The organism is Pseudomonas sp. MIS38 (genome assembly GCF_019891575.1).
GTDB lineage: Bacteria > Pseudomonadota > Gammaproteobacteria > Pseudomonadales > Pseudomonadaceae > Aquipseudomonas > Aquipseudomonas putida_A.
Genome location: NZ_JAFLXF010000017.1, coordinates 94,871 through 109,559, shown reverse-complemented (window position 1 = coordinate 109,559; position 14,689 = coordinate 94,871). Strand labels below are relative to the sequence as shown.

The following is a 14,689-nucleotide window of genomic DNA, read 5'->3' as shown; positions in this document are numbered from 1 at the left end:
GTGTTGGTTATACAATCTGCGGACGACACACATCCAAAGTGGGAGCGGGCTTGCTCGCGAAGGCGTCAGCCGTCACGCCGCCGTCATCGGCAATCAGCCGAAAATTCAAGCGCAACCCTGCCCCACCATTCTCCGCCCACACCATCCCGCCCTGGCGCTGCACCGCATTCCTCGCAATGCTCAACCCCAGCCCAAACCCGCCATCCCCCGGGCGCGAGCCGTCGAGGCGGGTGAAGGGCGAGAAGATCCGTTGCAGATCGCCCTCGGCCACCCCGCCGCCCTGATCCTCCAGCCATAAATGCCAGTAATCGCCGTCACGCCGTCCATCGAGGCGCACGATGCCGCCCTCGGGCGAATGCCGAATGGCGTTGCGCAGAATGTTCTCCAGCGCCTGCGCCAAAGTATTGAGGTTGCCGCGCACCCAGCACGACGCCGGCACCGCGCACTGCAATTGCAGGCTCAGCCAGCCGCTTTCATAACAGGCATTGTCGGTGAGCATTTCCCACAAGGCCTGAATCTGGATCGCCTCGTCCGGCAGCGGCGCACGCTCGGTGTCGAGCCACGCCAGTTGCAGGGTGTCTTCGACCAGTCGTTGCATGCCGTCGACTTCACGGCCGATGCGCTCGCGCAGTTGCCGTAGATCCTGTTCGCTTTCACTGGCCACCCGCAGCCGGCTCAGCGGCGTGCGCAGTTCATGGGACAGGTCGCGCAGCAATTGCTGTTGCAAGGCGACGGTGGATTGCAGGCGTTCGGACATTGAATCGAAGGCCCGCGCCAGTTCACCGAGTTCGTCCGGGCGCTGGGTAATGCCGCTCGACAGACGCACATTCAATTGGTCGGCACGCCACGCATTGGCCTGCTTGCGTAGATTGTTCAGCGGCACCACCAGCAAGCGATACAGGCCGACACACAGCAACAGAGTGAACAGCCCCGGAATCACGCCATTGGTGATCACCCGCCAGAACACCCGGTATTTCCCCGGCAGGAAGCGCTCGGGCAACTCGATCACCAGACTGCCGGCGGACGGATTCTGCGGAAACGGTACGCGCAGCCATGGCCGGCCTTGCTTGTGGATCGGCCAGTCGAGGCCGCGTAAAAAGGTCAGGTGCTGGATTTCCTGTTCATTCAGCGGATCGCTGCTCAACGACTGCAGATTGCGGTCGATCACCCCGACCCAGGCGGCCTCACGCAGCTCCATGCTCTGCAACCAGTTATCGACCCCGTCACGCTCACCGCGCTGCCACGCCCGCTCGGCTTCGCCGGCATAGCGGCTGAGGGTGCCGCGCGCCTCGTCGGAGAGATACTGGTTGCGCTCTTCCATGTAGCGGCCCCAGGACCAGCTCAGCCAGATCATCAACAGACAGAACGCTACCAGCAGACACGCCAGTTTCCAGAACAGCGAATGCCGCCCCGGCAGGTCAGAGACTTTCATCGGTGGCACTCAGCACATAACCCTTGCCCCACACCGTGCGCACTTCCCGTTCGGCGTAACCGATGGCCTTGAGTTTGCGGCGGATCTGGCTGATGTGCATGTCGAGGCTGCGGTCGTGGGCCGCGTAGCCGCGTTGCAGCACATGCTGATAAAGGAAGGCCTTGCTCAGCACTTCTTCGTCGTTGCGATTGAGGGTTTCCAGCAGACGGTATTCGCTGCGGGTCAGGCCGGCAGCATGCTGGTTATAGAAGACTTCGCACTGTTCGTCGTCGAAACGCAGCGCGCCGTGGATCGTAGCCGGGGCAATCGCTGCCGGACGTCGATCCAGCGCCACCCGGCGCAGGATCGCTTCGATCCGCACATGCAACTCGGCCATGCTGAACGGCTTGGGCAGGTAATCATCGGCGCCCAGGCGAAAACCGCTGATGCGATCGGCCTCGGCGCCCAGCGCCGACATCAGCAGCACCGGCGTCGAATGGCTCTGGCGCAATTGCGTCAGCACCTTCAGGCCGTCGAGCCCCGGCAGCAGAATGTCCATCAGCACCACGTCGAACGGCTGGTGACGCGCAATGTTCAGCCCTTCCTGACCGTTCTGGCACCAGGTCACCGCAAAGCCGCTGCGGCCCAGATGCTCGTGAACATAGGCGCCCAGCACCGGGTCGTCCTCAATGGCGAGAATGCGTGGCAGGTCGGTGGAAACAGGAGTCATGAGTATCTGCTAATAATTCTCAGTTGGCCGATTATTCAAGATTGCCCGCCATCGGGCAACCCAAGCTTGACCGGCCGGACAAACGCGCCAGGCCGCGCCGACCAATGGCGACATGATTTTTCCGAAGATTGCCCGCCTGCAAATCGCTACACTGCGCCAATGTCGCGTGCCGGACGCACGTGCGAGTCAACAGTTCAGCGGGATGCAGGAGATGGGTGTGCTCAAGAAACTGGGAATCAAAGGTCGCGTGTTGTTGCTGACCCTGTTGCCCACCAGCCTGATGGCGTTGGTGCTCGGTGGCTATTTCACCTGGATGCAACAGTCCGATTTGCAGACCCAATTGATGCAGCGCGGTGAAATGATCGCCGAACAACTGGCGCCGCTGGTGGCGCCCGCCATGGGCCACGGCAACACCGATCTGCTCGAACGCATCGCCACCCAGTCCCTCGAACAACCTGACGTGCGCGCCGTCACCTTCCTCGCCCCCGACCGCACACCGCTGGCGCACGCCGGCCCGACCATGCTCAATCAGGCGCCCAGCGGTGACAGTGCACAACTGCAACGGCGCAGCGGCAATGACGCCACCCGTTACCTGATGCCGGTGTTCGGCAAGCATCGCAACCTCGCTGGTGATCTGATCCCCGAAGAATCCGACCGTCTGCTCGGCTGGGTCGAACTGGAGCTGTCGCACAACGGCATGCTGCTGCGCGGTTATCGCAGCCTGTTTGCCAGCCTGCTGCTGATTGCCGCCGGTCTGGCGGGCGCGGCCCTGCTCGCGTTGCGCATGGGCCGCACCATCAACCGCCCGCTGAGCCAGATCAAACAGGCAGTTGCCCAGCTCAAGGACGGTCATCTGGAAACCCGCCTGCCACCGCTCGGCAGTCAGGAACTGGACGAGCTCGCCTCGGGCATCAACCGCATGGCCGGCACCCTGCAGAACGCTCGCGAAGAACTGCAGCACAGCGTCGATCAGGCCACCGAAGACGTGCGGCAGAATCTGGAAACCATCGAGATCCAGAACATCGAACTGGATCTGGCACGCAAAGAGGCGCTGGAGGCGAGCCGGATCAAATCCGAGTTCCTCGCCAACATGAGCCATGAGATCCGCACGCCGCTCAACGGCATTCTCGGTTTCACGCATCTGTTGCAGAAAAGCGAACTGACGCCGCGCCAGCTCGACTATCTGGGCACCATCGAAAAGTCCGCCGACAGCCTGCTGGGGATCATCAACGAGATTCTCGATTTCTCGAAGATCGAGGCCGGCAAACTGGTGCTCGACCACATCCCGTTCAACCTGCGCGATCTGCTGCAGGACACCCTGACCATCCTGGCCCCGGCCGCCCACGCAAAGCAGTTGGAGCTGGTGAGTCTGGTTTATCGCGACACGCCGCTGTCACTGGTCGGCGACCCGCTGCGCCTCAAGCAGATCCTCACCAACCTGGTCAGCAACGCGATCAAGTTCACCCGCGAAGGCACCATCGTCGCCCGCGCCATGCTTGAAGAAGAACACGAAGACAGCGTGCAGTTGCGCATCAGCATTCAGGACACCGGCATCGGCCTGTCGAGTCAGGACGTGCGCGCGTTGTTCCAGGCATTCAGTCAGGCCGACAACTCGCTGTCGCGCCAACCCGGCGGTACCGGTCTGGGTCTGGTGATCTCCAAGCGTCTGATCGAACAGATGGGTGGCGAAATCGGCGTCGACAGCACCCCGGGCGAAGGCTCGGAATTCTGGATCAGCCTGAGCCTGCCGAAAACCCGCGACGACAGCGAAGACCTGCCGGGCCCGCCACTGCTCGGGCGTCGCGTGGCGGTGCTGGAAAATCACGAACTGGCACGTCAGGCCCTGCAGCATCAACTGGAAGACTGCGGCCTCGACGTCACGCCGTTCAATACGCTGGAGAGCCTGACCAACGGCGTCACTGGCGCGCACCAGACCGATCAGGCGATCGATCTTGCGGTGCTCGGCATCACCAGCAACGACATGCTCCCGGAGCGCCTGAATCAGCATATCTGGGACCTCGAACACCTCGGTTGCAAAGTGCTGGTGCTGTGCCCGACCACCGAACAGACGCTGTTCCATCTCTCGGTGCCCAACCCGCACAGCCAGCTGCAAGCCAAACCAGCCTGCACGCGCAAACTGCGTCGGGCGTTGGCCGATCTGGCCAATCCACGCCAGCCGCGTAACGAGCCGGGTGAACCGCTGTCGAGCCGTGCACCGAAAGTGCTGTGCGTCGACGACAACCCGGCCAACCTGTTGCTGGTGCAGACCCTGCTCGAAGACATGGGCGCCAAGGTTCTGGCCGTGGAAAGCGGCTACGCAGCAGTCAAAGCGGTGCAGAGCGAATCCTTCGATCTGGTGCTGATGGACGTACAGATGCCGGGCATGGACGGACGCCAGACCACCGAAACCATTCGCCAGTGGGAAAGCGAACGGCATAGCACACCGCTGCCGATCGTCGCCCTCACCGCCCACGCCATGGCCAACGAAAAACGCGCCTTGCTGCAAAGCGGCATGGATGACTATCTGACCAAGCCGATCAGCGAGCGGCAACTGGCGCAAGTGGTGCTGAAGTGGACCGGTCTGGCCTTGCGCAATCAAGGAACGGAACGGGCCAGCGACAGCGCGGCGGGTGGCAGTGAGTTGCCGGTGCTCGACCACGAAGAAGGCCTGCGCCTGGCCGCCGGCAAGGCCGATCTGGCAGCCGACATGCTGGCCATGTTGCTCGCCTCGCTGGAGGCCGACCGCGAAGCCATTCGTGCCGCCAGTGAAGCTCGCGATCAGAACGCGCTGATCGAGCGCGTGCATCGTTTGCACGGTGCGACCCGATATTGTGGCGTGCCGCAGTTACGCGCGGCCTGTCAGCGCAGTGAAACCCTGCTCAAACAGGGCGATCCGAAGGCAGTGGTGGCGCTGGAAGAACTGGAGCGGGCGATCAATCGACTCGCGACGCAAGCCAGGATCAGCGCCTGATCCACGGCAATGCCGGCAGCGGCATCCGCCGTTAAAGTGGTGGCCGTCAACGCTGACTCGCCACCCCGTTCCAGGAGGAATTCATGCGCACGCTCGTTTTCAGCAGCCAGACCTATGACCGCGACAGCTTCCTCGGCGCCGAATGCCCGACCGGGATAGAACTGCACTTTCAACCGGCCCGGCTCAGTCTCGACACCGCCGCCCTGGCCGAGCAGCACGAGGTGGTCTGCGCCTTCATCAATGACGACCTCAGTGCGCCGGTGCTGGAGCGCCTCGCCGCCGGTGGCACACGGCTGATCGCCCTGCGCTCGGCGGGCTACAACCATGTTGATCTGCTCGCGGCAAAACGCCTCGGGCTGGCCGTGGTGCGGGTACCGGCCTACTCGCCACATGCGGTGGCCGAACACGCGGTGGCGCTGATTCTGGCACTCAACCGACGCCTGCACCGCGCCTACAACCGCACCCGCGAAGGCGATTTCACGCTGCACGGGCTGACCGGTTTCGATCTGGTGGGCAAGACCGTGGGCATCGTCGGCACCGGGCAGATCGGCGCGACGTTCGCGAAAATCATGCACGGTTTCGGTTGCCAATTGCTGGCCTACGACCCGTACCCAAACCCTGAGATCGTGGCGCTGGGCGCCCGTTACCTGAGTCTGCCGGAGCTGCTCGCGCAGTCACGGATCATCAGCCTGCACTGCCCGCTCAACGCCCAGAGCAAACACTTGATCAACCGCGAGTCACTGGCACACCTGCAACCGGGGGCGATGTTGATCAACACCGGACGCGGCGGCCTGGTCGACACGCCGGCGCTGATCGACGCCTTGAAAGACGGCCAACTGGGCTATCTGGGACTGGATGTGTATGAAGAAGAGGCGCAGCTGTTTTTCGAGGATCGCAGCGACTTGCCGTTGCAGGACGACGTATTGGCGCGGCTGCTGACTTTCCCGAACGTGATCATCACCGCGCATCAGGCGTTTCTGACCCATGAAGCGCTGGGCGCGATTGCCGCGACCACCCTGCACAACATCGCGACCTGGGCTGCAGGTGCACCGCAGAACCAGGTCGAGGGTTGAAGGCTTGCCGGTTTACTTCGGCGACAGCGACGAGGCCAGGATCAGCAACGCCAGCCAGCCAAAACCGAAAAAGCGCTGCTTCATCGAATGACCGTTACGCAGCAGGAACCAGACAAAGACCATCGGCAGCAGGAACACCATGATCTTCAACCAGCCTTCCACCGGACGCGAACCGTCGGCGTTGGGCTGAAGTTGAGGTGCGGGTTCCGGTTGCCGGCGGCGGCGACCGACCGCCGCCGGTGAAACGCGCGGCGCGGGCTCAGGGGCTGGTGGCGGGATAAACGCCTCGGGCACGGATTTATTGCGCGGCAGGCTGCCAAATGAAATCGTCGCGGCGGCGGCTTGCGCCGGTGTGTGCTCATGCTGCTGCGCCATCGGAGCACCACAATGAATGCACGCCTTTGCTTCCGAGCTGATGCTCCGCTTGCATTCATAACATTCGATCAGCGCCATGTTCCGTTCCCTCAGAGTGAAGGGCGGCAGTTTGCCATGAGCGCCGGACGATTTGAACCGGATCGAAGGTCGCACGTGTACGCCATCCTGCAATCCAGCCCGTGCTAGCATGTCGCGCAGATTTGGAGGACCCATGGTCGAACACGATTTCCGCTACACCCTGATGAACCCGCAACACACCCTCACCGAATGCCGCGCCCTCGTACCGGGCCGCTATCAGGTCACCGGCAACGGTGGCTCGATCCGCAACGGTGACGTCCTGTTGGTCACCCTCAAAGGCAGCAAGGACTTGTCCATGCGCCTGACCGTCGACACCGTGCGCCACCTGATCAATCCGCCGGGCCAATGGACCGCGATGACCACCGGCCCGGTCTTCGGCGAACTGGCGATCCACACCTGGCAGGTCAACTGCGACAGCTGCGCCAAAGAGCTGAACTTCGAGTTCGCGGTGGACGCCAAGCTGGGCAAGACCGCCGAGAAACCGGCCGCCACGGCGCGCATCGCCGAGCTGGGCTGGAAAGCCGTCGGCGACAAGCACCTGTGCCCGAAATGCCAGGAGCCTGCGTGATGAAACGCCTTGCCCTGCCGCTGCTGGTCGGTGCCGCTCTGGTAGGCTGCGCCGCAGAGCCTGTGCAATTGCAGCAAAACCGCAGCTACATTCTGGAGTGGATCGGCGAGCGGCCATTGATGGATTACAGCCATCTGACCGTGACCCTCGGTGACGATGGCCGCGCATACGGCAATGGCGGCTGCAACCACTGGTTCGCACCGTACACCCTCGAGGGTGACAAGCTGAGCTTCGGCCCGATCGGCAAGACCCGCAAACTCTGCGCCCCGGCGCTGATGGAGCAGGAACAACGCTTCCTGCAGGCGCTGCAAGGCGTTGAGCGCTGGGATATCTCGCCGATCGAGCAGATGCGCTTCTGGCCGGCCGAAGGCAAGCCGTTGCGCTGGTGGCTGGAAGAGGGTTAACCCTCAAGAACGCCAAACCCTCACCCTAACCCTCTCCCAAAGGGAGAGGGAACTGATTGGGGGGTTCTGAAAGTGTGCGCCGACTTGAAGGATCTTCGCTGAATCCATAATCGACACGATCTTCCAGGTCGATGGAAGCGCCAGACACCTCGGTCAGCTCCCTCTCCTTCTGGGAGAGGGCTGGGGTGAGGGTTGCTCTTTAGAGGCAGCTCACTTTGTCGCCTGCAACGCCTCCAGCTTGGCCATCACCCCCGCCGCCGTCTGCTCGCCCATCAACTGCTCACGCACCTTGCCCTTGTTGTCGATGATGTAGGTCACCGGCAAGGCCTCACTGCGCGGCAGGTCGAACAGGTCCGCCGGATCCTGCGCCAGCACGGTGAACTTGATGCCCAGCTTCTCGCTGGCGCTCTTCAGGTCTTCACCCTGGACGTTGTCGAAGTTGACCCCGAACACGCCGATGTTCTTGCTCTTGAGTTCGTCAGCCAAATGATTGAGCTCAGGAATTTCCGTGCGGCACGGGCCACACCATTCGGCCCAGTAATTGATGACTACCCATTGTTTGTCCAGACGCTCGGACGCAACCTTCTGACCATTCTGGTCAATGCCGTAGTCGTTGCCGCAGCCCCCCAGCATCAACGCCCCGATTATCGTCAATGCCGCTGCCAATCGCCGTGTCATGTCATGTTCCCTGGTCAAAAATTGAATGCGCCTGCGACCCATCGCCTCTGAAGGTTCTGGATTGCGCGCTGCACAGTTAGAATAGCCGCCACTTTACGCCAGAAGCGACCCGTCATGACCGATCTGACGCTTTATCACAATCCGCGCTGCTCGAAATCCCGCGGCGCGCTGGAACTTCTCGAGGCCCGTGGCCTGACCCCGAACGTGGTGCGTTACCTCGAAACCCCGCTGAATGCGGTGCAAATCAAGGCACTGCTCGGCAAGCTCGGGATCAGCGCGCGTCAGTTGCTGCGCAACGGAGAAGATGAATACAAAATGCTTCAGCTGGCTGACGAAAGCCTCAGCGAAGCGCAATTGATCGACGCCATCGCCCAGCATCCAAAACTGATGGAACGACCGATTCTCGAAGTCGGCGACAAGGCTGTGATCGGTCGTCCGCCGGAAAATGTGCTGGAGCTGCTGCCGTGAGCGCGCCGTACATTCTGGTTCTGTATTACAGCCGCAACGGCTCGACCAACGAGATGGCCCGGCAGATCGCCCGCGGTGTCGAACAGGCCGGTCTCGAAGCGCGCCTGCGTACCGTGCCGGCAATTTCCACCGAGTGCGAAGCGGTGGCCGCTGACATTCCCGACGAAGGCGCGCTGTATGCCACGCTCGATGACCTGAAGAATTGCGCGGGTCTGGCTCTCGGCAGCCCAACGCGCTTTGGCAACATGGCCGCGCCGCTCAAGTACTTCCTCGACGGCACCAGTAACCTGTGGCTGACCGGTGCACTGGTCGGTAAACCGGCCGGCGTCTTCACCTCCACCGCCAGCCTGCACGGCGGCCAGGAAACCACCCTGCTGTCGATGATGCTGCCGCTGTTGCACCACGGCATGCTGATCACCGGCCTGCCGTATAGCGAGTCGGCGCTGCTGGAAACCCAGGGCGGCGGTACGCCGTATGGCGCCAGTCATCACGCCGGGGCCGATGGCAAAAAAGGTCTCGATCAGCACGAGATGGCGCTGTGTCGCGCACTCGGCGCACGCCTGGCCAAGACCGCGCAAAAACTGGAGGGCTAAGGGTGGCGAAGAAGCCGAAAGTCCTGCCCTCCGTCGAGTGGCTCGAACCCCGCGTCAAGGCGATGCGGATCGTCAGCCTGTTGTGCTTCTTCGGCCTCGCCGGGCTGCTCGCCGCTTACTACCTGGTGTTCGCCGACCTGCACGGCGCCCGACCGTGGGTGATCCTGCTGGTCGAGCTGATCCCGTGGCTGATCCTTGCGCCGGGGATGCTGATGGGCAACGCGCGTGCGCACTCGTGGATGTGCTTTGTGGTGAATCTGTATTTCATCAAGGGCGCACTGGCAGCGTATGACCCGAACCGGCAACTGTTTGGCGTGCTGGAGATGGCCGCGAGCCTGGCGCTGTTCTGCTCGGCGCTGCTGTATGTGCGGTGGCGGTATCAGTTGAATCGCAAGCTGGCTGGCGAGGGCGAGATTTCCGCCGCCTGAGCTGACGCCTTCGCGAGCAAGCTCGCTCCCACAGTTTTTGTGTCGATCACAATATTGTGTTTCAACAAGAATCCTGTGGGAGCGGGCTTGCTCGCGAATGGGGCGATGCGGTCTTAATGGTTGACGGTGTACGCCAGCATCATCGAAATCTGGCTCATCGGCCGCCCGCCACTCTGTTCATGCCACTGATTGAACGCGTTCTGCACAATCGCCAGATCGCGCAGACTGGTCGGCGCCTTGTCGACGATCTTCTGTGCATTCAGCGCCGCGACCACGTCGTAGCTCGGCACGAACGTGTCCTTGCCGACCATGCGCAGGAAGCGCGGCGCCGACAGCCCGCCCAACTGACTCCCGTGCTTTTTCAGGTAGGTCCACAGACCGACGATATCGGTCACCGGCCAGTCGGCGATCAGCGCGCCGAAACTGCCCTTGTCCTTTTCCACATCGAGGATGAACTGGGCATTGCGCGGCACGCTCTTGAGCTTGCCCAGGTGGCGAATGATTCGCGCGTCCTGCATCAGGCGTTCGAGGTGTTCGGCGCTCATCAGCACGACTTTTTCCGGGTCGAACCTGAAGAACACTTCTTCGAAGGCCGGCCACTTGGCGTCCACCAGGCTGTGCTTCAGACCAGCGCGAAACACGCGCAGGGCCATGGTCGAGAGGTAACGATCGTCGCTGATCTTGCGCAATTGCGCGGGAGTCTTGGGAACGGGCAGATGGGCTTCCAGTTCAGCCGCCGAACCGAAGCGGTTCAGACAGTATTCGTGCAGCCACTTGTAATCGCGCATGCCCTCTCCTATTGAATGAAACAAAAAACCAATGTGGGAGCGGGCTTGCTCGCGAAGACTGAGTGTCAGTCGGCGCATATAGCGACTGATACACCGCCTTCGCGAGCAAGCCCGCTCCCACAGGGACAGTGTTTACAGATTGACCACGTTGACGAAGCGCGAAGCCGCGGTCTCGTCGATCTTCAGGCTGGTGAAGTCGAACAGGTTGCGGTCGGCCAGTTGCGACGGCACCACGTTCTGCAGACTGCGGAAGATGCTTTCAGTTCGGCCCGGAGTCTTGCGCTCCCAGTCCTGAAGCATTTCCTTGACCACCTGACGCTGCAGGTTTTCCTGCGAACCGCAGAGGTTGCACGGGATGATCGGGAATTCCTTGAAGTCCGAGTAGGCCTGGATGTCTTTCTCGTTGCAGTAGGCCAGCGGACGGATCACCACGTTGCGCCCGTCGTCGGCGCGCAGCTTGGGCGGCATCGCCTTGAGGGTGCCGTTGAAGAACATGTTGAGGAAGAACGTCTCGACGATGTCATCGCGATGGTGACCGAGGGCCATTTTGGTCGCGCCGATTTCGTCGGCGAAGGTGTACAGCGTGCCGCGACGCAGGCGCGAGCACAGCGAGCAGGTGGTCTTGCCTTCCGGCACCAGCTCCTTGACCACCGAGTAGGTGTCCTTCTCGACGATGTGGTACTCGACGCCCAGCTCTTTCAGATAGGCTGGCAGCACATGCTCGGGGAAACCCGGCTGCTTCTGGTCCATGTTCACTGCGACGATCTCGAACTTGATCGGTGCAACCTTCTGCAGGTGCAGCAGCACGTCGAGCATGGTGTAGCTGTCCTTGCCCCCGGACAGGCAGACCATGACCTTGTCGCCGTCTTCGATCATGTTGAAATCGGCGACCGCTTCGCCGGCCAGGCGGCGCAGGCGCTTTTGCAGTTTGTTCTGGTTGACCGTAAGAGTGCCCATGACGCGAAATCCGTGAGGTGTGACGAAAGGCGGGCATTTTACGCAAAAAACCCGCTGAGGGCGAAGGACCGTGGGTCTGTCACTTTCAACCGATCCCCTGTGGCGAGGGAGCTTGCTCCCGCTGGGGTGCGAAGCGCCCCCAAACCTGCAGCCGCTATTTTCCTGACGCACCGAACCGCAAGGATTGGCGACTGCTGCGCAGCCGAGCGGGAGCAAGCTCCCTCGCCACAGAGTCGATCCGGCCTCGAATGTGCAAGACCCTGCCGCGATTACACCCCGTGTTTACAGCGCAATTTGCTCTAAGCCCCTAGTCCCTGTGCGGTTAAGTCCTTTCTATACTGCGACATAAGGTCGCACACATCTGAAGACCTGAATTTGCTCGGCCACCTTTGGCCCGTAGGCGCTCCGTTGGGGGGCGATGGCAATAACAAGAGGAGTGACTGGCATGATCCATCACGTAGTGGGACTTTTTACCCACCCCGATCAGGAATGGAAGGAAATCCGTGGCGACCAAGAGGAAAGCATCAGCCACATGTACCTGACACACACGCTGATCCTGGCGGCGATTCCGGCGGTTTCGGCGTTTATCGGCACCACTCAGGTCGGCTGGGTGATCGGCAATCGCGCACCGGTGATGCTCACCGTCGAAAGTGCGATCTGGATGACCGTGATGTCGTACCTGGCGATGCTCGGCGGGGTCGCGGTGATGGGCGCGTTCGTGCACTGGATGGCCCGCACCTATGACGCCAACCCGAGTCTGGCCCGTTGCGTGGCATTCGCCACCTACACCGCGACACCGTTGTTCGTCGGCGGATTGGCGGCGCTGTATCCACACATGTGGCTGGGAATGATCGTCGGCACGGCGGCCATCTGCTACACGGTGTATCTGCTGTACGTGGGGCTGCCGACGTTCATGAACATTCCGTCGGACGAAGGCTTCCTGTTTTCCAGCTCAGTGCTGGCGGTGGGTCTGGTGGTGCTGGTGGCCATCATGGCGTTCACCGTGATTGTCTGGGGCCTCGGCGTGGGGCCGGTGTATACCAACTGACAAGCTTCACCCCAGAGAAAAACAAGATCTGCCAATACAGGCCGCCGCAAGGCGGCCTTCTCGTTTGGCGGATGACCATTCGGCAGGTCAGCGATTCGCAAGTCAGGAACGTTGCGGCATACTCGACGCCTCTGGAGATCCATCAAGCATGCCCGAGCAACTCAATACCCGCGTCGAAGACTGTTACCAACTCGCTGAAGCCTTTTTCAAACGTCATTTCCAACGCCCGGTCGTCAGCCTCAAGCTGCGCGGGCAAAAAGCCGGTGTCGCGCATCTGCACGAGAACCTGCTGCGCTTCAATCCGCAGCTGTACCGGGAAAACACCGAACACTTCCTCAAGCAGACCGTGGCCCACGAAGTCGCGCACCTGATCGCCCATCAACTGTTCGGCGACCGTATCCAGCCGCACGGCGAGGAGTGGCAACTGATCATGCGCGGGGTTTACGAGCTGCCGCCGGATCGCTGCCACACCTACGCAATCAAACGCCGCAGCGTGACCCGCTACATCTACAAATGCCCGTGCGCCGACAGTGATTTTCCGTTTTCGGCGCAGCGTCATAGCCTGGTGCGCCAAGGGCGACGGTATTTATGCCGTAGATGCCGCAACACTTTGGTGTTCAGTGGTGAGATGCGGGTGGAATAGCCGGTTCGGTGTTGTCGCCGCCGACGCCTTCGCGGGCAAGCCCGCTCCCACATTTTGAAATGCATTCCCCTGTGGGAGCGGGCTTGCTCGCGAAAGGGCCGGCACAGACGCTAGAGAATCACCTTGGCACGCCGCAACTCGGCAATCTGCTCAGCATCAAACCCCAACTCCCCCAACACCTGCTCAGTATGCTGTCCCAACCCCGCGCCAACATGCCGCGGCGCCGGCAGCGCTTCGGAGAACTTCAGCGGACAGGCGATCTGCGCCTGGGTCGTGCCATCGCCACGCGGCACCTGGGTCACCAGTTCACGCGCCTGCAACTGCGGATGCTGCACCGCCTCGCTCAGGTTCAAGACCGGTTCGACACAGGCATCGACCTCGGCAAACAACGCGCGCAGCTCGGCAAAGTCGTGCTTCTCGAATTCGACTTTCAACGCATCCTTCAATAACCGTTGCTGCTCGGGTTTCGGCGACAAGCCCTGCGCCGCCAGCTCCGGCCGGCCCAGCGCTTGACACAGTTGCTGCATGAACCCCGGTTCAAGACTGCCCACCGACAACCAGCGCCCGTCGCGAGTGCGGTAGTAGTCGTAAAAGCTGCCGCCATTGAGCATCTGCTCTTCCCAGTGCGGCTCCTCGCCACAGGCCAGATAGCCGGCACCGGCCATGGCGTTCAGGCTGAAGGCGCAATCGGTCATGCTCACGTCCAGATGCGTGCCCTGCCCGGTCTGCTGCCGGGCGATGACCGCCGCCAGCAGGCCGATCACCCCGTGCAACGATCCGCCCGCCACATCCGCCACCTGCATGCCCAGCGGCAACGGCCCGCTGTCGGCGCGGCCGGTGTAACTGGACAGACCGGCCAGCGCCAGGTAGTTGATGTCATGCCCGGCGCGATCCTTGTACGGCCCGGTCTGGCCGTAGCCGGTGATCGACACGTAAATCAGCTTCGGGTTGATCGCCCTCAGCGCCTCATAACCCAGACCCAGACGCTCCATTACACCGGGGCGGAACTGCTCGAGGACAATGTCGTAGTCGGCCAGCAACTGCCTGACCACCTCCAGCGCCTCAGGCTGTTTGAGATCCAGCGCCAGACTGCGCTTGTTGCGGTTGAGGTAAGCGTGGCTGGCGGACACACCTTGATCATGCGGCGGCAGCATCCGCAGCAGGTCCATGCGCGTCGGTGATTCAATGCGCAGCACCTCGGCGCCCATGTCCGCCAGCAACAGCGAGGCGAACGGCCCTGGCAGCAGGGTCGAGAAATCCAGAATTTTCAGTGAGGTCAGCGGCGCGGACATGGGCGATCTCCTTGGGCGATGCACCCAGCCTAGGCAGCGCTGCCGCGCACGGCAATCACCGGATGCATCAGCGGCAGTGACCGTAATGCTCAAATCGCAGGCAATAAAAAACCCCTGTAGCGAGGGGATTCATCCCCGATGGACTGCGCAGCAGTCCCCCTTCTATCTAAGAAGGGGCCGCTTC

Annotated in this window: 16 protein-coding genes; 9 read left to right on the top strand and 7 right to left on the bottom strand. The window is 62.0% G+C overall.

Features of this window, described 5'->3' with window-relative positions:
• Positions 1-7: 7 nt before the first annotated feature.
• The gene (locus tag J1G18_RS19390) at positions 8-1,432 is read right to left on the bottom strand and encodes a sensor histidine kinase (protein ID WP_223008291.1); all 1,425 of its coding nucleotides are present in this window, start codon (positions 1,430-1,432) and stop codon (positions 8-10) included.
• Entirely contained in the window at positions 1,419-2,141 is a 723-nt protein-coding gene (locus J1G18_RS19385) for a response regulator transcription factor (protein ID WP_223008290.1), read from the bottom strand. The genes J1G18_RS19390 and J1G18_RS19385 overlap by 14 nt, the downstream gene beginning before the upstream one ends.
• Positions 2,142-2,358: 217 nt before the next feature.
• Here J1G18_RS19385 and J1G18_RS19380 point away from each other — a divergent pair, with 217 nt between their 5' ends.
• Together J1G18_RS19380 and J1G18_RS19375 are read left to right on the top strand one after the other, a co-directional pair.
• Positions 2,359-5,112, top strand: a complete 2,754-nt coding sequence (locus J1G18_RS19380) for a response regulator (protein WP_098968440.1) — start codon at positions 2,359-2,361, stop codon at positions 5,110-5,112.
• An 83-nt stretch (positions 5,113-5,195) separates the two neighbouring features.
• Entirely contained in the window at positions 5,196-6,185 is a 990-nt protein-coding gene (locus tag J1G18_RS19375) for a 2-hydroxyacid dehydrogenase (RefSeq protein ID WP_135296355.1), read from the top strand.
• A gap of 12 nt (positions 6,186-6,197) precedes the next feature.
• Here J1G18_RS19375 and J1G18_RS19370 read toward each other — a convergent pair whose 3' ends face one another.
• Positions 6,198-6,638, bottom strand: coding sequence for a hypothetical protein (locus J1G18_RS19370; RefSeq protein WP_098965080.1), 441 nt, complete (start codon positions 6,636-6,638; stop codon positions 6,198-6,200).
• 133 nt (positions 6,639-6,771) lie between these two features.
• On the opposite strand from J1G18_RS19370, the gene J1G18_RS19365 reads away from it, so the two are divergent.
• Together J1G18_RS19365 and J1G18_RS19360 are read left to right on the top strand one after the other, a co-directional pair.
• Positions 6,772-7,206, top strand: coding sequence for a hypothetical protein (locus tag J1G18_RS19365; RefSeq protein WP_025112952.1), 435 nt, complete (start codon positions 6,772-6,774; stop codon positions 7,204-7,206).
• Positions 7,206-7,610, top strand: a complete 405-nt coding sequence (locus tag J1G18_RS19360; protein ID WP_098965082.1) for an META domain-containing protein — start codon at positions 7,206-7,208, stop codon at positions 7,608-7,610. Before J1G18_RS19365 ends, J1G18_RS19360 begins: the two co-directional genes overlap by 1 nt.
• 210 nt (positions 7,611-7,820) lie before the next feature.
• Here J1G18_RS19360 and J1G18_RS19355 read toward each other — a convergent pair whose 3' ends face one another.
• The gene (locus J1G18_RS19355; RefSeq protein ID WP_096796797.1) at positions 7,821-8,288 is read right to left on the bottom strand and encodes a TlpA disulfide reductase family protein; all 468 of its coding nucleotides are present in this window, start codon (positions 8,286-8,288) and stop codon (positions 7,821-7,823) included.
• A gap of 114 nt (positions 8,289-8,402) precedes the next feature.
• Here J1G18_RS19355 and arsC point away from each other — a divergent pair, with 114 nt between their 5' ends.
• From arsC to J1G18_RS19340, 3 genes are read left to right on the top strand one after another with little or no spacing between them, the layout of a single operon-like run.
• A complete protein-coding gene (gene arsC / locus J1G18_RS19350; protein WP_134787104.1) occupies positions 8,403-8,756 on the top strand; it encodes an arsenate reductase (glutaredoxin) in 354 nt (117 codons plus the stop codon).
• On the top strand, positions 8,753-9,349 hold the full coding sequence (gene wrbA / locus J1G18_RS19345) for an NAD(P)H:quinone oxidoreductase (protein ID WP_134787105.1): 597 nt from the start codon (positions 8,753-8,755) through the stop codon (positions 9,347-9,349). The genes arsC and wrbA overlap by 4 nt, the downstream gene beginning before the upstream one ends.
• Before the next feature lie 2 nt (positions 9,350-9,351).
• The gene (locus tag J1G18_RS19340) at positions 9,352-9,777 is read left to right on the top strand and encodes a DUF2069 domain-containing protein (RefSeq protein ID WP_098965087.1); all 426 of its coding nucleotides are present in this window, start codon (positions 9,352-9,354) and stop codon (positions 9,775-9,777) included.
• Between the two features lie 113 nt (positions 9,778-9,890).
• Here the strand turns inward: J1G18_RS19340 and J1G18_RS19335 are convergent, their stop codons facing one another.
• Together J1G18_RS19335 and ttcA are read right to left on the bottom strand one after the other, a co-directional pair.
• Positions 9,891-10,565 (bottom strand): DNA-3-methyladenine glycosylase I, encoded by a 675-nt coding sequence (locus J1G18_RS19335; RefSeq protein WP_098965089.1) that lies wholly within the window; start codon positions 10,563-10,565, stop codon positions 9,891-9,893.
• 132 nt (positions 10,566-10,697) lie between these two features.
• Positions 10,698-11,522 (bottom strand): tRNA 2-thiocytidine(32) synthetase TtcA, encoded by an 825-nt coding sequence (ttcA, locus tag J1G18_RS19330; protein ID WP_007968702.1) that lies wholly within the window; start codon positions 11,520-11,522, stop codon positions 10,698-10,700.
• Positions 11,523-11,967: 445 nt separating this feature from the next.
• Between ttcA and J1G18_RS19325 the strand changes: the two genes are divergently transcribed.
• Positions 11,968-12,570, top strand: a complete 603-nt coding sequence (locus J1G18_RS19325) for a Yip1 family protein (protein WP_007917515.1) — start codon at positions 11,968-11,970, stop codon at positions 12,568-12,570.
• Positions 12,571-12,718: 148 nt separating this feature from the next.
• Complete coding sequence (locus J1G18_RS19320) at positions 12,719-13,213, top strand: SprT family zinc-dependent metalloprotease (RefSeq protein WP_003227192.1); 495 nt, start codon at positions 12,719-12,721, stop codon at positions 13,211-13,213.
• 110 nt (positions 13,214-13,323) lie between these two features.
• On the opposite strand, the gene J1G18_RS19315 is transcribed toward J1G18_RS19320, so the two are convergent.
• On the bottom strand, positions 13,324-14,505 hold the full coding sequence (locus tag J1G18_RS19315) for a CaiB/BaiF CoA transferase family protein (RefSeq protein ID WP_223008289.1): 1,182 nt from the start codon (positions 14,503-14,505) through the stop codon (positions 13,324-13,326).
• Between the last annotated feature and the right edge of the window lie 184 nt (positions 14,506-14,689).

Coding starts and splice junctions, on each gene's coding strand:
- J1G18_RS19375 (WP_135296355.1), top strand. CDS start 5,196: ATGCGCACGCTCGTTTTCAGCAGCCAGACCTATGACCGCGACAGCTTC.
- ttcA (WP_007968702.1), bottom strand. CDS start 11,522: ATGGGCACTCTTACGGTCAACCAGAACAAACTGCAAAAGCGCCTGCGC.
- J1G18_RS19320 (WP_003227192.1), top strand. CDS start 12,719: ATGCCCGAGCAACTCAATACCCGCGTCGAAGACTGTTACCAACTCGCT.
- J1G18_RS19360 (WP_098965082.1), top strand. CDS start 7,206: ATGAAACGCCTTGCCCTGCCGCTGCTGGTCGGTGCCGCTCTGGTAGGC.
- arsC (WP_134787104.1), top strand. CDS start 8,403: ATGACCGATCTGACGCTTTATCACAATCCGCGCTGCTCGAAATCCCGC.
- J1G18_RS19390 (WP_223008291.1), bottom strand. CDS start 1,432: ATGAAAGTCTCTGACCTGCCGGGGCGGCATTCGCTGTTCTGGAAACTG.
- J1G18_RS19325 (WP_007917515.1), top strand. CDS start 11,968: ATGATCCATCACGTAGTGGGACTTTTTACCCACCCCGATCAGGAATGG.
- J1G18_RS19365 (WP_025112952.1), top strand. CDS start 6,772: ATGGTCGAACACGATTTCCGCTACACCCTGATGAACCCGCAACACACC.
- J1G18_RS19315 (WP_223008289.1), bottom strand. CDS start 14,505: ATGTCCGCGCCGCTGACCTCACTGAAAATTCTGGATTTCTCGACCCTG.
- J1G18_RS19370 (WP_098965080.1), bottom strand. CDS start 6,638: ATGGCGCTGATCGAATGTTATGAATGCAAGCGGAGCATCAGCTCGGAA.
- J1G18_RS19385 (WP_223008290.1), bottom strand. CDS start 2,141: ATGACTCCTGTTTCCACCGACCTGCCACGCATTCTCGCCATTGAGGAC.
- J1G18_RS19335 (WP_098965089.1), bottom strand. CDS start 10,565: ATGCGCGATTACAAGTGGCTGCACGAATACTGTCTGAACCGCTTCGGT.
- J1G18_RS19355 (WP_096796797.1), bottom strand. CDS start 8,288: ATGACACGGCGATTGGCAGCGGCATTGACGATAATCGGGGCGTTGATG.